This window comes from Conexibacter sp. JCM 18997 (assembly GCF_055391915.1).
Window position 1 is genome coordinate 5,053,368 of record NZ_AP043885.1, and the last position, 13,556, is coordinate 5,066,923.

A 13,556-nucleotide genomic window follows, 5' to 3' on the forward strand; every position below is an offset into this window, starting at 1 on the left:
TGACCGACCTTAAGCTCGTATAGCGGGGTTAAAGTCGGTCACGTGCCGGTCCGAAAAGCGAACCGACCCTCGGCGTGCTCGGCGCGGCGGTCCGGGCCCGGCTGTCTTCGCTGCCCGTCGTTCGTTCGCGCCGCCACGGCCGACGAGCTGTCGGTGGCGCCGGCGCCGGCGAACGACGGGGAGCGAAGGCGCGTGGGTCGTCCGCGCGCCGCGGGCCGCGCGGCGAAAGGGGCGACGTGATCGACCTTATCGTCGTACAGCGCGCATAAGCTCGATCACGTCTGGGTCCGAAAGGCGAACCGACCCTCGGCGTGCTCGGCGCGGCGGCCCCGGGCTGGCTGTCTTCGCTGCCCGCCGTTCGTTCGCGCTGCCGCGGCCGAGTCGTGGGCGCCGGCGCCCTCAGGCGTCGGGATGCTTGAGCAGGTACTCGATGAACAGCGGGCGCAGCGCGTCCTGGACCTCGGGCGTGCCGTCGCGGAAGGCGTCGGCGACGACGGCGGAGGCGTGCTGGATGTCGGCGTCGGCCTCACCCTCGCGGCCGGCGGCCATCTGGGCGGCGGGCAGGGCCTCCATGAGCTTCCACAGGAACTTGACGTCCAGGTGGCGCGTCGCGCGATGGATCGCGCGGTCGTGCAGCTCGTCCGAGGACAGCTTCTCCAGCTCGTCGTACGTGCTCATCCCGCGAGCTTAGGTGAGCGCCACGGTGCGGCGAGCTTTGCCACCAGGTGCGCGGTCAGGTCGTCGATGGCGATGCGCTCCTGCTGCAGCGTGTCGCGGTCGCGGACGGTGACCGTGCGGTCCTCGAGCGTCTGATGGTCGACGGTGATGCCGTACGGGGTCCCGATCTCGTCCTGGCGGCGGTAGCGCTTGCCGATCGAGCCGCCCTCGTCGTACTCGACGTACATGTGCTTGCGCAGCGTGGCGACGATCTCGCGCCCGACCTCGGGCTGGCCGTCCTTGCGCACGAGCGGCAGCACGGCGGCCTTGACGGGCGCCAGGCGGGGATGCAGCTTGAGCACCGTGCGCGTCTCGCCGCCCACTTCCTCCTCGTCGTAGGCGTCCACGAGGAAGGCCAGCGTCGCCCGGTCGGCGCCCGCGGCGGGCTCGATCACGGCGGGCACGTAGCGCTCGCCGGACTGCTGGTCGAAGTACTCCAGCTTCTCGCCCGAGAACTGCGCGTGCTGGGTCAGGTCGAACGTGCCGCGGTTGGCCACGCCCTCCAGCTCCGACCAGCCGATCGGGAACAGGTACTCGACGTCGGCGGTGCCCGACGAGTAGTGGCTGAGCTCGTCGGTCTCGTGCTCGCGCATGCGCAGGTGGTCGGGGCGCAGGCCGAGGTCGACGTACCAGTCGTAGCGGGCCTGCTTCCAGTAGTCGTACCAGCGGGGTGCGTCGGGCGGCGGGACGAAGAACTCCATCTCCATCTGCTCGAACTCGCGGGTGCGGAAGACGAAGTTGCCGGGCGTGATCTCGTTGCGGAACGACTTGCCCACCTGCGCGATGCCGAACGGCGGCTTCTTGCGCGCGGTCTGCAGCACGTTCTTGAAGTTCACGAAGATGCCCTGCGCGGTCTCCGGACGCAGGTAGACGACGTTGCCGGACTCCTGCACGGCGCCCATCGTCGTCTGGAACATCAGGTTGAAGTCGCGCGGCTCGGACAGCTCGCCGCCGCACACCGGGCAGCGCAGGTGCGCGGGATCCTCGCCCTTCTCGACCGCCGCCTCCTGCAGGTGGTCCAGGCGGAAACGGCGCTTGCACTCGCCCAGGCACTGGACCAGCGGATCGGTGAAGCCGGCCAGGTGGCCGGAGGCCTCCCAGGTCTTCGGATGCTGGAGGATCGCCGAGTCCAGGGCGACCACGTCGTCGCGCTCCTGGAGCATGGTCTGCCACCAGGCGTTCTTGACGTTCGTCTTCAGCAGAACGCCGTAATGCGCGAAGTCGTACGTCGACCCGAGGCCGCCGTAGATCTCGCCGGTGGGAAAGATGAAGCCGCGGCGCTTGGTCAGCGCGACGATCTTCTCCATGGTGACCGCGTCCGGGGACATGCGGCGCGGACTCTACAATCACCCGCCCGATGCCCATCTACGAGTACCGACGCCCAGACGGAACCACCTTCGAGCTCCTGGAGTCGATCACGGCCGAGCCGCTGACCGAGGATCCGGAGACCGGCGTGCCGGTCGAGCGGGTCCTGCATGCCCCCGCCGTGCACTTCAAGGGGTCGGGTTTCTACAACACCGACTACGGCACCAAGAAGCGGGCGCGCGAGACGAAGGAGGCGGGCGAGAAGAGCTCGTCGTCGTCCTCGTCGGACGGCTCGTCGTCCAAGTCGGATTCCTCGAGCACGAAGAGCGAGTCCAAGAGCTCGTCGTCGGACTCGTCGAGCAGCAGCTCCTCTTCGAGCGGGAGCAGCGGCTCCTCGTCGAAGAAGGACTGACCTCGCTCAGTCCACGAACGCCGCGAGCACGGGCAGCAGGATGGCCAGCGTGCGCAGCGGCTGGCCGATCGCCCCGGGCGCGTCGAGCGTGACCGCGTAGACCCGCGCCGAGCGGAAGCCCAGGCGCGCCGCCGCGGGCCGGCGGTCGGCGCACGAGAGCGTGCCGATCGCGTGGCCGCCGGCGGCCAGGAGCGGCCACGAACGGGCCTGTGCCGTGGCGTCGGCCTCGGGCGGGACGATCACCCGCGCCAGCTCCCAGCCGATGCGGTCGATCAGCGACAGGGCGAGTCCGGGCTCGTGCAGCGCCTGGCCCAGCAGCTGGCCCGCGGGGGTGAGGAGGCGAGCGCGGGTGCGCTCGCCTCGCTTCCCTTCGATCGTCGCGACGTGGGTCCCGTCGGCGTCCACGACGCGCACCTGGCCGGGCGCGACGTACAGCGCCGAACCGGCCGGCTGCCCGGCAGCGTCCAGCAGCCGCCAGCCCGCGCGGGCCCGGCGGGAGGTCAGCTGGCCGTGGCCGAGCAGCGCGATGCGCCCCGTCGTCGCGATCATGCTCAGGCGGCGTACACGCGCACGTTGAGCGAGCCCCGGTTCTCGGCGGCGGCGCTGCAGGAGACCAGGACGTCGTAATCGCCGGCGGGCACCTGACGCACGAGGTCGAGCGTGGTGACGACGGGGTCCATGGTGCCCGGCTGGTAGTTGAACGGACCGTTGGAGGCCCCGAACCCCCCGCCGTTGCGGTTGATCGTCAGGATGCAGGCGAACGGGCCGGCGGTGTTGTCGCGGTACTCGACCACGGCGGTGGCGTCGATCACGGCGCCGTCGTTGCCGACGGTGATGCGGCTGTTGTTGGCCGTGCCGTCGAGATTGAAGCTGGCCACGGCGACGTTGAGGAAGTTCGGCCCGGACGTGATGTAGGAGTTGGCGACCGCGTACCGACCCGCGATGAGCTGGCCCGGGCCGGTGGCGCCGGTCGCCCCGGTCGCCCCGGTGGCGCCGGTCTGGCCCGCGGGGCCTGCGGGGCCCGCAGGTCCGGCCGGCCCGGAGTTGCCGGCGGCGCCGGTCTCGCCGACCTTGCCCTGCGGTCCGGTGGCGCCGGTCGCGCCCTTGGCGCCCTTGGCCCCCTTCAGGCTCTTGAGCACCTTCGGCGCGATCTGCGAACGCTTTGTGATGACGTAGTGGCTGGCGGCCGCGGCGGTGCCGCCGAGGGCCAGGAAGATGGCGAGCGTCGCGGCGACGTTCGCGTAGCTGAGGTGACGTCGGTGGAACATGGCGCCAGCCTCACGCCGCGCCGCGTGGAGCGCCTGAGGGACCCTCCCTCATTCGATCCCTCAACCTGTGCGGGGGGCCCACACCAAAGTTCGGGGTGGTGTCCCCGATGCCACCTGCCAGGCCCGCCGAGACACTGCGCAGATGTCTCAGATCCTGGTCGAGCGCGAGGGCGAGCTGGAGCGGCTCGACCGGGCGATCGCGGCGGCTCGGGCCGGCGACGGCCAGCTCGTGTGGATCGAGGGGCCGGCCGGGATCGGGAAGGGTCGCGTGCTCGAGGCGGCCTGGGAGCGCGCGGCCGACGCCGGCATGGTCGTGCTCACCGCCCGGGCCAACGAGCTCGAGCGGGCGTTCGCGCTGGGCGTCGTGCGCCAGCTGTTCGAGCGGCGCATCGTGGCGGCCTCCCCCGACGAGCGCCGCCGCCTGCTCGCCGGTCCGGCCGCCCACGCCGCACCGGCGGTGCTGAGCGACGTGGAGTCGCCCACGCTGGGCGTCCCCGGAGACGGCGAGTTCGCCGTCATCCACGGGCTGCACTGGCTGGCGCTGAACATCGCGGCCGAGGGGCCGCTGCTGCTCGCCGTCGACGACGCCCACTGGGCCGACGCCGCCTCGCTGCGCTGGCTGCACTACCTGGCCACGCGCCTGCGCGGGCTGGGCATCCTCGTGCTGGTCACCACCCGCCCGTCCGAGCCCGGCGCCGAGGTCGAGCTGCTGGCCGCGCTGGAGCGGCTGGCCACCACCCGGCTGCGCCCGAGCGCGCTCAGCGTGGCCGGCTGCGCCGCCGTGGTCGACGATCTGCTGGCCGGACACCCCAGCGACGCCTTCGCGGCGGCCTGCCGCCAGGCCACGGGCGGAAACCCGTTCCTCCTGCACGAGCTGGTCGACGCCTGCATCGCCGGCAGCGTGGGCGCGGACGACGCGGACGCGATCGCCCGGGTCGGGCGGCTGGGTCCCGAGAGCGTGGCCCGCTCGGTCCGACAGCGCCTGGCCCAGATGCCCGCGGCGGCCACGCCGCTCGTGCAGGCGGTGGCGATCCTCGGGGACGGCGCGTCCGTGCGCGACGTGGCCGCCCTGGCCGGGCTCGACGTCGAGGTCGCGCACGGCCTGGCCGACGCCCTGGCCGCGGCGCACGTGCTCGCGCCCCATCATCCGCTGGGCTTCGCGCACCCGGTCGTGCGCGAAGCGGTGAGCGCGACGATCGGCCCGGCCGAGCGCCCCCGGCTGCACGCCGCCGCGGCCGCCCTGCTGCGCGCGGCCGGGGCCGAGAGCGACCGCGTCGCCCTGCACCTGGTGGCCACCGAGGCGCCCGCGCAGCCCTGGGCCGCGAACGTCCTGGTCGACGCCGCGCGGGCGATGCTGGGCCGCGGAGCGCCCGGCAGCGCGGCGGCCTACCTCGAGCGCGCGCTGCGCGAGCCGCTGGACGACGAGGCCCGCGCCCGCGTGCTGGCCCAGCTGGGCACCGCCCAATGGCTGGACGCGCAGGACCCCGCCGTCGCCGCCGGCCACCTGCGCGCGGCCGTGGCGCTGACCCAGGACCCACAGCTGCGGGCGACCGCGGCGATCACGCTGGCCCGGGCCGCGCTGACCGCCCTGCAGGTCGTCGAGGCCGCCACCGAGTTGGAGGCGACGATCGAGGCCTCGGCCGGGCAGGACGCCGACGCGACGCTGCGCATGGAGGCCGAGCTGGGCTCGATGGGCGTCCTGAACGTCACGCTGATGCCGTCGGTGCCCGGCCGGCTGCGCGGCTTCACCGGCCTGGAGCCGACCACGCCCGCGGCGTTGCTGCAGACCTGCAACCTGGCCAGCCTGGCCTGGCTGGAGGGCGGGGCGGCGCCGACCGCGGCCCTGGCCCGCGACGCGCTGCGCGGCGGGCGGCTGCTGGCCGCGGAGAGCTCGGACTCGATCGCCTACTTCCAGGCCGCCTGGGCGCTGGCCCAGGCCGACGGCGTCGACGACGCGCGGGCGGCCTGCGAGGCCGCGCTGATCGACGCGCGGCACCGCGGCTCGGCCTTCGGCTTCATCGCCGCCTGCACGATCCTGGGGATGGTCGCGTGGACCGCCGGCGACCTCGGTGCCTGCGAGGCACACGCGCGGGCCGGGATCGACATGCCGGTGATCCGTCCCTTCCTGCGCCCGGCGCTCTACACGTTCCTGGCCTACGCGCTGATCGAGCGCGGTGCGCTGGACGAGGCCGAGCAGGCGCTGGAGGACGGCTGGATCGGGCCGCACCTGCCCGAGCTGGTGCACATGAACATGGGCTTCCACGCGCGGGCGCTGCTGCGGGCGGCGCAGGGCCGGGACGCCGACGCGCTGGCCGACTTCGAGGAGTACCGCGTGCGCCAGGAGGTGCACTGCGGGGTGGGCAACGGCGCGGTGGCCTGGCGCGTGCCGGCCGCGCAGGCCTGCCTGCGGCTCGGGCGGGTGGACGAGGCCCGCACGCTGGTCGCCGAGGCCGACGAGCTGGCGCAGCGGTGGGGCACGGCGACCGCGCGGGCCGGCGCCCTGCGCGGGCGGGCGCTGGTCGAGCGGGCCGACGCGATCGACCACCTGACGGCCGCCGTCGCGCTGCTGGAGCGCTCCCCGGCCCGCCTGGAGCGGGCCCGGGCCCAGATGGAGCTGGGCGCCGCGCTGCGCCGGGCGGGGCGGCGGCCCGAAGCGCAGGCCCAGCTCGAGGAGGCGGTCGGGCTGGCGCAGGCCTGCGCGGCGACGACCCTGGCCGGTGCGGCCAACGCCGAGCTCGCCGCGGCGGGCGCGCGCCCGCGCCGGCTGCAGTTCAGCGGGGCCAGCTCGCTGACGGCCAGCGAGCGACGCGTCTCGTCGATGGCGGCCGAGGGCATGAGCAACCAGCAGATCGCCCAGGCGCTGTACATCACGCCCAAGACCGTCGAGAACCACCTGGGCCGCGTCTACATCAAGCTGGGCATCCGCTCGCGGGGCGAGCTGGCCGGGGTCCTGGCCGCCTAGACGACTGATCATCTAGGTCGAGCGCCGACGCGCCAGCTTGCGCGCACCGGCCGCACGCTGTCGAATGACGGGGGTCCCCGCCCGTCGAGTGAGCGGGACCGGAATCGGCCGGCCCGTCCACGAAGGAGCCCGCAATGCCCCAGTACATGCTGCTCATCTACAGCCCGTCGGACGCCGGCCCGGCCACGATGGAGGAGCAGGTCGACCAGCACGGTCGCTGGATGACCTACACCCGGGAGCTGCTGGAGTCCGGCGCGATGGTCGCCGGGGACGCGCTCGAGCCGATCGACACCGCCACCACCGTCCGCGTGCGCGGCGGCGAGACCGTGGTCAGCGACGGCCCGTTCGCCGACACCAAGGAGCTGCTCGGCGGCTACTACGTGATCGACGTGCCCGACCTCGACGCCGCGCTGGCCTGGGCCGCGAAGATGCCGAACATCACCTTCGGCAGCGTCGAGGTGCGCCCCGTGATGGCCATCCCGGACTCGCCCAAGAACTCGGCAGCGGGCGCCGCGGCGTGACCGCTGCGAGCACCGCGGCGGCGGAGGCGGCGTTCCGCCAGGAGCGCGCCGCGGTGCTCGCCACCCTGATCCGTCAGGTCGGCGACTTCCAGCTGGCCGAGGACGCGCTGCAGGACGCCTTCGCCACCGCGGTCGCCACCTGGCCGCGCGACGGCGTCCCCGACCGGCCGGGCGCCTGGATCACGACGACCGCGCGGCGCCGGGCGATCGATCGGCTGCGGCGGGACCGCGGGCTGGCCGACCGCATCGAGCGCCTGGGCGCGATCGCCGAGCGCGAGGCGCAGGCCGACGAGGCGGAGGACCCGTCATCGGTCCCCGACGACCGGCTGCGCCTGATCTTCACCTGCAGCCATCCGGCGCTGGCCATGGAGGCGCGCGTCGCGCTGACGCTGCGCTCGCTGGGCGGGCTGACGACCGAGGAGATCGCCCGGGCGTTCCTCGTCTCCGACGCCGCCATGTACCAGCGCCTGGTGCGGGCCAAGCGCAAGATCGCGGTCGCCCGGATCCCCTATCGGGTCCCCGGGGACGAGGACCTGCCCGAGCGCCTGGGCGGCGTGCTGGCCGTGCTCTACCTGATCTTCAACGAGGGCTTCAGCGCGTCGGCGGGCGAGCGGCTGGTGCGCGGGGAGCTGTGCAACGAGGCGATCCGCCTGGCCCGCCTGCTGCTGCGGCTGATGCCCGACGAGGCGGAGGTGGCCGGCCTGCTGGCGCTGATGCTGCTGCACGACTCGCGGCGCGCGGCGCGCGTGGACGCGCGCGGCGCGCTGGTGCTCCTGGAGGACCAGGACCGCGAGCGGTGGGACCGCGGGCGCATCCGCGAGGGCCAACGGCTGCTGGAGGACGCGCTGGCCCGCGGCGACGTCGGGCCCTACCAGCTGCAGGCGGCGATCGCCGCGGTGCACGCGACCGCGCCCTCGGTGGCCGAGACCGACTTCGACCAGATCGCCGGGCTCTACGGCCTGCTCGCGCGCGTCGCGCCGTCGCCGATCGTCGAGGTCAACCGGGCGGTGGCGCTGGGGCGGGCCGACGGGCCGCAGGCCGGGCTCGACCTGCTCGCGCCGGTGCTCGCCGCGGGCGCGCTGGACCAGTACGCGCCGCTGCATGCCGCCCACGCCGACCTGCTCGAGCGCGCCGGCGACCGGTCGGGCGCCGTGGAGGCCTGGCAGCGGGCGGCGAGCGTCTGCGAGAACGCCGTCCAGCGGGGCGAGCTGGAGCGCCGCGCCGCGCTGCTCAGGTCCTGAGGAACTTCCGCACCGCGGCGTCCTTCTCGGCCTCGGGCACGATGCCGCTGAGCGTGCCCAGCACCTGCGTGGTCGGGCTGCCGCTGGTGCCCATCGCGCCGAACACGCCGGCCAGCGTGACGCCGTTCATGTCCGAGCTGAACGCGCGCGGCGTGCGCCAGGCGATCAACGGGAGCCGGTAGAACGAGCCGTTGGGGACGCCGAACAGGCCCCACGGGCTGGTCAGCTTGTCCTTCATCGCGCTGAGCAGGAACTGCTGGCGCTTGGCCCGGTCCAGGTCGGTCTCCTGCGGGCGGCAGATGTTCTTGCGGGTCCGGGCCAGGGCCAGCGCCTGGTTGCCGTTGATGTGCGTCTTGCCCTTCTTCAACCGCAGCGTGTAGCCGCCGTTGCGGGTGCCGCCGTTGATGCGGCTGAGCACGCACTGGCCCTCGTAGGTGACGCCGCCCAGCGCGTTGATCAGCCCCGGGAAGCGGTCGAAGTTGACCTCGATCACGTGGTTGACCTCGACGCCCAGGTACTGCTTGACCGTCTCGATGGCCAGCGGCGCGCCGCCGTAGGCGTAGGCGGCGTTGATCTTGCTGGCGCCGTGCCCGGGGATGTCGACGACGGTGTCGCGGGCGATCGACAGGCGGCTGTTGTGGCCGCCGCCGATGCGCAGCAGCATGATCGAGTCGCTGCGGCTCGGGCCCGAGGTCGATGCGCCCGGCTCCTTGGTGCCCTCGACGCGCTGGTCGGAGCCGAGCACGAGGATGTTGTTGGCGCTGGTCAACGGGAACCCGGCGTCGTCGAGCGCGTCCTTGGTGGCGCCCGACATCTGGCCGGCCTGGATCTGCGCGCTGACCAGGAAGAGCACCACCGAGAGCGCGATCCAGCCGCAGAAGGCGATCACCAGCCACTTGACCGCGCGGCCCCAGCTCCACCGCCGTCCGGTCCGCGGCGCGCCGTCGTCGCCACCGCTCCCGCGGGCGCGCAGCTCGGCCAGCTCGTCGGTCTGGCGGCGCGGCTTCAGCCGCGGACGGGCGCGGTACTTCGTGTAGGTGGGGGGCGGCTCGTAGGCGTGCGGCGCCCGCGGAGAAGCGGCAGGCTGCGGCGCGCGCGGGTCCGCCCCCTCCGGTCCCAGGGCATCCGGCATGGCGCTGTATGGTGGCGAAGGTGCCTAAACGGTGCGTGATCGGGGTCGACCTCGGAGGCACGAAGCTGCTCGCCGGAGCGGTCGACGGCGACCTGCGCGTGCACCATCGCTCGGTGCGCTCGTCACGCGGCAGCGACACCGCCGAGGTGCTCTCGATCATCGAGGGCGCGATCCGCGAGGCGATCGAGGCGGTCGGTGGCCACGCCGACGGGGTGGGCATCGGCATCCCGTCGACGATCGACGCCACCCGCGGCGTCTCGGTCTACTCGACCCACCTGCCGCTGGCCGGCGTCCCGGTCGCCGCGATCCTCTCCGAGCGACTCGGCGTCCCGGTCCTGATGGACAACGACGCGAACCTCGCGCTGCTGGTCGAGCACCGGGCCGGCGCCGCGGCGGGCGCGCGCAACGCGCTGATGCTGACGCTGGGCACCGGCATCGGCGGCGGGATCCTCATCGAGGGGCAGATCTACCGCGGCTCGCAGGGCGCCGCCGGCGAGCTCGGGCACGTGGTCGTCGAGCAGGACGGCCCGCCGTGCCAGGGCAACTGCCCCAACCGCGGCTGCCTGGAGGTGATGGCCTCGGGCTCGGCGCTGGTGCGTGAGGCGACCGCGCTGGCCGGGGAGCGGCCGCGCTCGGCGCTGGCCAAGGCGATGGCCCACGGACAGGGCATCACGGGCCCGCTGGTCACCGAGCTGGCCCACGACGGCGACCAGGCCGCCCAGGAGGTGCTCTCGCTGATCGGCACGCGGCTCGGCGTCGGGCTGTCCTCGCTGGTCAACATCTTCAACCCCGACGTGATCGTCATCGGCGGCGGGGTGGTCGCCGCGGCCGACTACGTGCTCGGGCCGGCGCGGGCGGAGATGGTCGCCCGCGGGCTGCCGCCCGGTCGCGACCATGCGCGCGTGGTGCCCACGCGCTTCGGTGAGGAGTCGGGGATGCTCGGCGCGGCGCTGCTGGCCCGCGACGCGCTCGACGCCCGCACGGCCGTCTGATGGCCGGTCGCCTGGTCGTCTGCCCGACCCCGATCGGGAACCTGGAGGACGTCACGCTGCGCGTGCTGGCCGCGCTGCGCGACGCCGATGTCGTGGCCTGCGAGGACACGCGCCGCACGCGCGTGCTGCTCGATCGCTACGGCGTGTCGGCCTCGCTGGTCAGCTACCACGAGCACAACGAGCGCTCGCGGGCCACGGAGCTGGTCGGGCGCATGCAGGAGGGCGCGGTCGTGGCGCTGGTCAGCGACGCGGGGATGCCGCTGGTCAGCGACCCGGGGTACGTGCTCGTCGAGGCCTGCGTCGCCGCGGGGCTCGCGGTCGAGGTGCTGCCGGGACCCAGCGCCGCGCTCGCCGCGCTGGTGGCCAGCGCGCTGCCGGCCGATCGGTGGCGCTTCGGCGGCTTCGTTCCCCGCAAGGACTCCGAGCGCGCGCGGCTGTGGACGGCCTCCGAGACGCTGATCGTGTTCGAGTCGCCGCGGCGCCTGGGCGCGACGCTCGCCTCGCTGGCCGCCGCCGATCCCGAGCGCCCCGCGGCGGTCTGCCGCGAGCTGACCAAGCTGCACGAGGAGGTCGTGCGCGGAACCGCGGCCGAGCTGGCCGCGCGCTACGCCGACGAGGACCCGCGCGGCGAGATCGTGCTCGTCGTGGGCGGCGCGCCGGAGGGCTCAGCCGACCGCGCCGCCGCGCTGGACGCGCTTCAGCGGTTGGTCGACGCGGGGGCGCGCGTGCGGCCCGCAGCGGCCGTGGTGGCCGAGTTGACCGGCGTCTCGGCCAACGAGCTGTACCGCTCGCTGGCCGGCGACAAGAAGTCGTAGACGGCCAGGATCAGCAGCACGGTCATGACGACCGCGCTGGCCACGCACCACTGGCAGATCGCGTGGATCTCGAACAGCTCGAGGTAGGTCAGGTACGCGCTGAACAGGAAGCCGATCGCGGTCAGCGCGACGCGCGCCAGCCGGCCGTTCTCGCCGCGCAGCAGGAAGCTGGCCAGGATCCCCAGGTAGCCGACGAGCCCGAACACCGCCACCGGGATGCCGCCCAGCTCCGCGTACTTGGACTTCTGGACGGTCTCGCAGCCGTGGTTGACCGCGCACACCGGCGAGGCGCCCGTGTAGTGCACGATCGTCAGGTACGTGGCGATGCCCAGGCCCAGCAGCGCCAGGCCCGCGAAGACGACGAGGCGTCGGCTCACGCGGTCAGCGACTGCAGCTTGGTGGGCAGGTCGGGGTAGTTCACGGGCACGGGAGTCTGACCGGATCGTCCCACGAGGATCGTCGGCGTGGCGCTGATGCCGGCGGCCTGGGCCAGCTGCTGGTCCTGGGCGAGCTTGTCGGCGACGGCCTGGCTGTTCATCGCCTTGACCGCCTGGTCGACGTCGAGGCCGGGAATCGCGGCGAAGATCTTGCGGATGTACGCGTCGGTCGCGTAGCCCGAGTTCTCCTGGCCCTGGTTGGCGTAGACGAGCTCGGCGAAGTCGAACTGCTTGTTCTGCTCGCCCGCGGCCAGCGCGGCCAGGGCCAGGCGATTGGAGTCGTCGCCGATGAAGGCGAAGTTGCGGAACTGCAGCCGCGCCTTGCCGGTGCGGATGTAGTCCTGCACGACGCCGGGCAGCACGGTGTTGGAGAAGTTCGCGCATACCGGGCACTGCAGGTCGCCGTACTCGACGATCGTGATCGGCGCGTCGGCCTGGCCCAGCGTGAAGCCGCTCTGGGCCACGCCGCCGAGCTGCTCCTGGATCGCCGCGGTGTTGGAGACCGGGGTGGAGTCGCCGCTGGCGGCGGTCTTGCTGTCGGAGCCGTGGTTGCCGGCGATCAGGACGACGGCGACCACCACGACGACCGCGGCGACCAGGACGCCTCCGAGGATCGTCAGGCGCTTGCGGCGCTGGTCGGTCTGGCTGGCGGCCTGCTCGGCCGCCTCTCGCTGGGCGCGCGCCTGTGCGCGACGTTGGTCTCGGCTCTCGGTGCTCACGTCGGGAGGATCGACCCAGACGCTAAAGCGCCAGCGTGGGAGGGGTAAACGCCCGCTTAGGAATCATCGGCGCTGTCCGTGCTGGCCTCGAGCGCCTCGCGTGCCTCGGCCATGGCGGCGTCGCGCGCGTCGAGCTGGTCCTGGGCGTCGGCGTGCGCCTCCTGGGCGGCCTGGAGCTCGGCGGCGCGCGCGTCGTCGGCCGCCTGCGCGGTGGCCAGCTCCTCGGCGGCGGCCTCGCGCGCCTTCTCCGCTCGCAGCAGCGCCTGCTCGGCCCGCTCGGCGGTGGTCTGCGCGCGCTCGCGGTCGCGTTCGGCCCGGCGCAGTTGGGCGCGGGCGTCGCGCTCGGCGGCCCGGCGGGCGGCGCGCGCCTCGCGCTCGGCGGCGGCGCCGGCGGGGCGCTCGAAGCGGGCGTCGGCGCCGCGCGTGCGGCTGCGCGGGATCGTGCCGCGGGGGCCGGTGCCGCTGGGGCGGGGTGGATCCAGCGGGCGGCTGAAGCGGCCCGTGGGGACGTCGGGCAGGCCGCCGGGCGGGTGCAGCTCGCGGCTCAGGCGGCCGGAGGCGATGAGCTCGCGCGCCTCGCTGTCGGTGGCCGCGGCCTGCAGGGTGTCGCGCACCTGCTCGCGCAGTTGGGCGCTGACCGAGCCGCGCTCCTCGCGCAGCAGGCTCTCGGCCAGGCGCACGAGCCGGTCGATCGCCTCGCGGGCCTCCGCGCTGGCCTTGCGCCAGCCCTCGCGGTCGCCGTCCTCCAGCAGGGCGATGTGCGCCTCGTGCATGCGCCGGCCGGCGATGGTCAGCGCCTGCGTCCACTCGGGCTCGCGGCGGGCGAGCTGGTTGACCGCCCAGGCGGCGGCACTCGGGCGCGGCAGCGCCTTGACGCGCGCGGCCTGCTCGCGGTCGCCGTCGCGGCGCACCTGGCGGGCGAGCGCGTCGCGCGCGGCGACGAACTCGCCGGGACGCAGGTCGTAGAGGGCGTCGACCGCGTCCTCGATCTGTGACGAATGGGCCATCTCTGCTCGGTCTCTCCACCGAGAGCGT

Annotated in this window: 14 protein-coding genes; 6 read left to right on the forward strand and 8 right to left on the reverse strand. The window is 74.1% G+C overall.

Features of this window, described 5'->3' with window-relative positions; translation table 11 throughout:
• Window positions 1-399: 399 nt before the first annotated feature.
• Entirely contained in the window at window positions 400-678 is a 279-nt protein-coding gene (locus tag ACZ5UI_RS25270; RefSeq protein ID WP_464192376.1) for a hypothetical protein, read from the reverse strand.
• The gene (locus tag ACZ5UI_RS25275; RefSeq protein WP_464192378.1) at window positions 675-2,045 is read right to left on the reverse strand and encodes a glycine--tRNA ligase; all 1,371 of its coding nucleotides are present in this window, start codon (window positions 2,043-2,045) and stop codon (window positions 675-677) included. Before ACZ5UI_RS25275 ends, ACZ5UI_RS25270 begins: the two co-directional genes overlap by 4 nt.
• Before the next feature lie 29 nt (window positions 2,046-2,074).
• On the opposite strand from ACZ5UI_RS25275, the gene ACZ5UI_RS25280 reads away from it, so the two are divergent.
• Window positions 2,075-2,434 (forward strand): FmdB family zinc ribbon protein, encoded by a 360-nt coding sequence (locus tag ACZ5UI_RS25280; RefSeq protein ID WP_464192380.1) that lies wholly within the window; start codon window positions 2,075-2,077, stop codon window positions 2,432-2,434.
• A 6-nt stretch (window positions 2,435-2,440) separates the two neighbouring features.
• Here ACZ5UI_RS25280 and ACZ5UI_RS25285 read toward each other — a convergent pair whose 3' ends face one another.
• Window positions 2,441-2,983, reverse strand: coding sequence for a hypothetical protein (locus tag ACZ5UI_RS25285; RefSeq protein ID WP_464192382.1), 543 nt, complete (start codon window positions 2,981-2,983; stop codon window positions 2,441-2,443).
• Window positions 2,984-2,985: 2 nt separating this feature from the next.
• On the reverse strand, window positions 2,986-3,702 hold the full coding sequence (locus ACZ5UI_RS25290; RefSeq protein ID WP_464192384.1) for a hypothetical protein: 717 nt from the start codon (window positions 3,700-3,702) through the stop codon (window positions 2,986-2,988).
• Between the two features lie 142 nt (window positions 3,703-3,844).
• Between ACZ5UI_RS25290 and ACZ5UI_RS25295 the strand changes: the two genes are divergently transcribed.
• The 3 genes from ACZ5UI_RS25295 (at window position 3,845) to ACZ5UI_RS25305 (ending at window position 8,426) form a co-directional block, all read left to right on the forward strand.
• On the forward strand, window positions 3,845-6,664 hold the full coding sequence (locus tag ACZ5UI_RS25295) for a helix-turn-helix transcriptional regulator (RefSeq protein WP_464192386.1): 2,820 nt from the start codon (window positions 3,845-3,847) through the stop codon (window positions 6,662-6,664).
• Window positions 6,665-6,798: 134 nt separating this feature from the next.
• On the forward strand, window positions 6,799-7,185 hold the full coding sequence (locus tag ACZ5UI_RS25300; protein WP_464192388.1) for a YciI family protein: 387 nt from the start codon (window positions 6,799-6,801) through the stop codon (window positions 7,183-7,185).
• Complete coding sequence (locus tag ACZ5UI_RS25305; protein WP_464192390.1) at window positions 7,182-8,426, forward strand: RNA polymerase sigma factor; 1,245 nt, start codon at window positions 7,182-7,184, stop codon at window positions 8,424-8,426. The genes ACZ5UI_RS25300 and ACZ5UI_RS25305 overlap by 4 nt, the downstream gene beginning before the upstream one ends.
• Here the strand turns inward: ACZ5UI_RS25305 and ACZ5UI_RS25310 are convergent.
• A complete protein-coding gene (locus ACZ5UI_RS25310) occupies window positions 8,416-9,558 on the reverse strand; it encodes an LCP family protein (RefSeq protein ID WP_464192392.1) in 1,143 nt (380 codons plus the stop codon). The two genes, ACZ5UI_RS25305 and ACZ5UI_RS25310, sit on opposite strands and share 11 nt — an antisense overlap.
• Before the next feature lie 20 nt (window positions 9,559-9,578).
• Between ACZ5UI_RS25310 and ACZ5UI_RS25315 the strand changes: the two genes are divergently transcribed.
• Together ACZ5UI_RS25315 and rsmI are read left to right on the forward strand one after the other, a co-directional pair.
• Complete coding sequence (locus ACZ5UI_RS25315; RefSeq protein WP_464192394.1) at window positions 9,579-10,550, forward strand: ROK family protein; 972 nt, start codon at window positions 9,579-9,581, stop codon at window positions 10,548-10,550.
• Window positions 10,550-11,365, forward strand: a complete 816-nt coding sequence (rsmI, locus tag ACZ5UI_RS25320; protein WP_464192396.1) for a 16S rRNA (cytidine(1402)-2'-O)-methyltransferase — start codon at window positions 10,550-10,552, stop codon at window positions 11,363-11,365. The genes ACZ5UI_RS25315 and rsmI overlap by 1 nt, the downstream gene beginning before the upstream one ends.
• Here rsmI and ACZ5UI_RS25325 read toward each other — a convergent pair.
• From ACZ5UI_RS25325 to ACZ5UI_RS25335, 3 genes are read right to left on the reverse strand one after another with little or no spacing between them, the layout of a single operon-like run.
• On the reverse strand, window positions 11,248-11,742 hold the full coding sequence (locus tag ACZ5UI_RS25325; RefSeq protein WP_464192398.1) for a vitamin K epoxide reductase family protein: 495 nt from the start codon (window positions 11,740-11,742) through the stop codon (window positions 11,248-11,250). The genes rsmI and ACZ5UI_RS25325 overlap by 118 nt on opposite strands.
• Complete coding sequence (locus ACZ5UI_RS25330) at window positions 11,739-12,521, reverse strand: DsbA family protein (RefSeq protein WP_464192400.1); 783 nt, start codon at window positions 12,519-12,521, stop codon at window positions 11,739-11,741. The genes ACZ5UI_RS25325 and ACZ5UI_RS25330 overlap by 4 nt, the downstream gene beginning before the upstream one ends.
• Window positions 12,522-12,577: 56 nt before the next feature.
• Window positions 12,578-13,528, reverse strand: coding sequence for a hypothetical protein (locus ACZ5UI_RS25335; protein WP_464192403.1), 951 nt, complete (start codon window positions 13,526-13,528; stop codon window positions 12,578-12,580).
• Window positions 13,529-13,556: the final 28 nt, after the last annotated feature.

Coding starts and splice junctions, on each gene's coding strand:
- ACZ5UI_RS25335 (WP_464192403.1), bottom strand. CDS start 13,528: ATGGCCCATTCGTCACAGATCGAGGACGCGGTCGACGCCCTCTACGAC.
- ACZ5UI_RS25275 (WP_464192378.1), bottom strand. CDS start 2,045: ATGTCCCCGGACGCGGTCACCATGGAGAAGATCGTCGCGCTGACCAAG.
- ACZ5UI_RS25290 (WP_464192384.1), bottom strand. CDS start 3,702: ATGTTCCACCGACGTCACCTCAGCTACGCGAACGTCGCCGCGACGCTC.
- ACZ5UI_RS25300 (WP_464192388.1), top strand. CDS start 6,799: ATGCCCCAGTACATGCTGCTCATCTACAGCCCGTCGGACGCCGGCCCG.
- ACZ5UI_RS25295 (WP_464192386.1), top strand. CDS start 3,845: ATGTCTCAGATCCTGGTCGAGCGCGAGGGCGAGCTGGAGCGGCTCGAC.
- rsmI (WP_464192396.1), top strand. CDS start 10,550: ATGGCCGGTCGCCTGGTCGTCTGCCCGACCCCGATCGGGAACCTGGAG.
- ACZ5UI_RS25280 (WP_464192380.1), top strand. CDS start 2,075: ATGCCCATCTACGAGTACCGACGCCCAGACGGAACCACCTTCGAGCTC.
- ACZ5UI_RS25285 (WP_464192382.1), bottom strand. CDS start 2,983: ATGATCGCGACGACGGGGCGCATCGCGCTGCTCGGCCACGGCCAGCTG.
- ACZ5UI_RS25270 (WP_464192376.1), bottom strand. CDS start 678: ATGAGCACGTACGACGAGCTGGAGAAGCTGTCCTCGGACGAGCTGCAC.
- ACZ5UI_RS25310 (WP_464192392.1), bottom strand. CDS start 9,558: ATGCCGGATGCCCTGGGACCGGAGGGGGCGGACCCGCGCGCGCCGCAG.